Source organism: Rhizobium alarense (genome assembly GCF_021555155.1).
Classification (GTDB): Bacteria; Pseudomonadota; Alphaproteobacteria; order Rhizobiales; family Rhizobiaceae; genus Rhizobium_D; species Rhizobium_D alarense.
On the sequence record NZ_JAKGBU010000075.1, the window covers coordinates 1 to 2728 of the forward strand.

At 66.6% G+C, this 2728-nt stretch carries 2 protein-coding genes; both read right to left on the bottom strand.

Going from position 1 to position 2728, the window contains the following annotated elements; all coding sequences use genetic code 11:
* Positions 1–311: 311 nt before the first annotated feature.
* Positions 312–1490, bottom strand: coding sequence for an iron-sulfur cluster carrier protein ApbC (apbC, locus tag LXM94_RS20045; protein ID WP_235773234.1), 1179 nt, complete (start codon positions 1488–1490; stop codon positions 312–314).
* A gap of 339 nt (positions 1491–1829) precedes the next feature.
* Positions 1830–2615 carry a helix-turn-helix transcriptional regulator gene (locus LXM94_RS20050; protein WP_235773235.1) on the bottom strand — a complete coding sequence of 262 codons (786 nt, stop codon included), beginning with the start codon at positions 2613–2615 and terminating at the stop codon, positions 1830–1832.
* Positions 2616–2728: the final 113 nt, after the last annotated feature.

The following is a 2728-nucleotide window of genomic DNA, read 5'->3' on the forward strand; positions in this document are numbered from 1 at the left end:
GGGTGAGAAACGACCGCAGGGACCGCTTGTCGGAACCGGAAACGGATGTGTGCATGGGCGCAACCGGCCTTACGGCCGGCCTTTCCAACGGAACGAGGGCAGGGTGGTGACCGACGGGACTATCGCAACGGGCGTGTCGGCGTCGACCGGCTGCGACCGTCGGCGCGATCTGAGGATGGTTGTCACCTGCGGCAGGCTCCGTTCGCTGCGTCGTCTCCGGCCGGGCCGGCCATTCGCGGCCCCGGACCCGCCGAACCATGGGCCATCCATGCCCGGCAGATCAAGCCCGCGTTGAAATCCGGCGCGGCTCATCACTCGAAGACGATGCTCGGCGCCGCGCGGGCGCTCACCTTGTCAGCCTGCAGGCCTTCCCAGACCTTGCGGGCAATCTCGCGATAGGTCTTCGCGACCTCGCCGTCGGGATTGGAGACGACGACCGGCGTGCCGGCATCCGAGGTCTCGCGAATATCCATCGTCAATGGCACTTCTCCAAGGAACGGCACGCCGATCTTCTCGGCCTCGCGGCGCGCACCGCCATGGCCGAAGATGTCGTAGCGCCTGCCCGTATCGGGCGCGATGAAATAGCTCATGTTCTCGACGATGCCAAGCACCGGCACTTCGACCTTGCTGAACATATTCAGCCCCTTGCGCGCGTCGATGAGCGCCAGATCCTGCGGCGTCGAGACGATCACGGCGCCGGCGAGCGGGACCTGCTGGGCCATCGTGAGCTGCGCGTCGCCGGTTCCCGGCGGCATGTCGACCACGAGCACGTCGAGTTCGCCCCACGCCACCTCGCGCAGCATCTGCATCAGCGCCGACTGGATCATCGGGCCGCGCCAGATCATCGCCACCTCCTCGTCGACGAGGAAGCCCATGGACATGACCTTGATGCCATAATTCTCCATCGGCCGGATGATGCGCCCCTCGATCTGCTGGGGCCGGCCCGAAATTTTCAGAAGCCGCGGCATGGAGGGACCGTAGATGTCGGCGTCGAGAATGCCGACGCGCAGGCCGTTCGCCTTGAGCCCCAGCGCCAGGTTGACCGCGGTCGTGGACTTGCCGACGCCGCCCTTGCCGGAGGCGACAGCGATGATGGCGCCGACACCCGGAATGTCCGCCTTGCCGCGCGCCTGCCCCGCCGGCGGGTGCGAATGACCGGCATGGGAATGACCGCCCGGGGCGGGGGCTCCGGCGGACGGCGCGGGCTGGCGAGCGGCGGGCGCGCCGGATGCGGCCGCCCGCTTGTCGGCCGTCAGCGCCACCATCGCCGCCTTGATGCCCGGGATGTCGCGCACGACGCGCTCGGCGGCGGAGCGCATCGGCTCGAGCTCCTTCGCGCGTTCCGCGGGGACGGTGATCGAGAAATAGGCCTTGCCGTCGGAGATGAACACGTCGGAGACGAGCCCGCGCTCGACGATGTTGCCTTCCATGTCGGGGCCCCGCACGGTCTTCAGTTTTTCCAGCACCTGTTCCTTGGTCACGTCCGGCATGCGATCCTCACTGCAATGGTGTGACCCGTAGATAGTGCAGGACGATGCGGCCGCCAATCGAAATCAGGTTCGGTTCGCAGCGGCACGCGAAACGGAAAGGCCATCGCCTCGCCGCCGCGTCCGTACATCCGGGATCGCAAACAGCGGGACGGTAACCTTTTTCCTCAGCCGGTCGGGCTTTGCAGCGCCCCCTCGCAACCTTTGGATCCTGAAATGCAGCAAGCGTGTCGGCGGGCACACCCCCACGGTTTCCACGGGGGGCTGCAGCCTCTGGCCGGCCGGCGCCCGAATTTTCGGCAGCGACTGTGCGCCATGCACAGGTCTGCTCACGGCGGCTTGTCAGGCGATGAGGCCGCGCCGGATGGCCTTGACGACGGCCTGGGTCCGGTTCACCGCTTCGAGCTTGCGCGTCACCTGGTTGAGATAGTGGTTGACCGTATGCTCGGAGAGGCCGAGAATCTCGGCGATCTCGAGGCTCGTCTTGCCGGCCGCGGTCCAGCTCAGGCACTGGATCTCCCGTTCGGTCAGGACGATCTGGCCGCTGCGCCAGGCGGCACCGATCTCGGCAAGCCTGTTGAAGACATGGATGGAGATCATCTGGAGCGACAGCCTGTCGCGGATCTCCATCGTTTCGCCGAGCCCGCTCCAGACCACCGCGCCGCGGTTGCCGAGCGCGTCGTGCACCGGGAAGAAGTGGCCGACCTGCATGCCATGTTTCTTCATGGCCTCGCCGAGTTCGCTGAAATCGCCGTCCGCCTCGCCGATCCACTGCGCCATGTCGTAGGAGAACGGGATCGTCGTCAGGCGAAGGCGGCGGATGCTCGCGCTGTGGCGCACCATATGGGCGCCGTCGTACTTCGTCATGACCTCCGGCGGCCAGTTGCTGATGATCGAATGGGCGGAGAGTTTCTCGGCCTCGAAGCCCGGCAGGGTGAAGGCCATGAAGAAGGTGAGATTGTAGATCTCGCACTGTCGACGCATGTAGCGGACGATGTCGAACTGCGTCTCGAGCGCCGCGACCTCCGCGCCCAGATCATGCAGGCTGCTCTCGCCGCCGGGCTCTTCGGTCGTCATCGTGTCCTGCATCCGCTTGCCCGCCGTTTCGCCTTGCACGATGCAGGGCATGCCACCGTCGTCTTCGCCACGCGCCGCTGCCGCATCAGTTCAGCAGCCCGGCGCGTATCGCCTTGGCGACCGCCTGAACACGATTGACTGCGTCGAGCTTGCGGGTCGCGCGG

Coding starts and splice junctions, on each gene's coding strand:
- LXM94_RS20050 (WP_235773235.1), bottom strand. CDS start 2,615: ATGCCCTGCATCGTGCAAGGCGAAACGGCGGGCAAGCGGATGCAGGAC.
- apbC (WP_235773234.1), bottom strand. CDS start 1,490: ATGCCGGACGTGACCAAGGAACAGGTGCTGGAAAAACTGAAGACCGTG.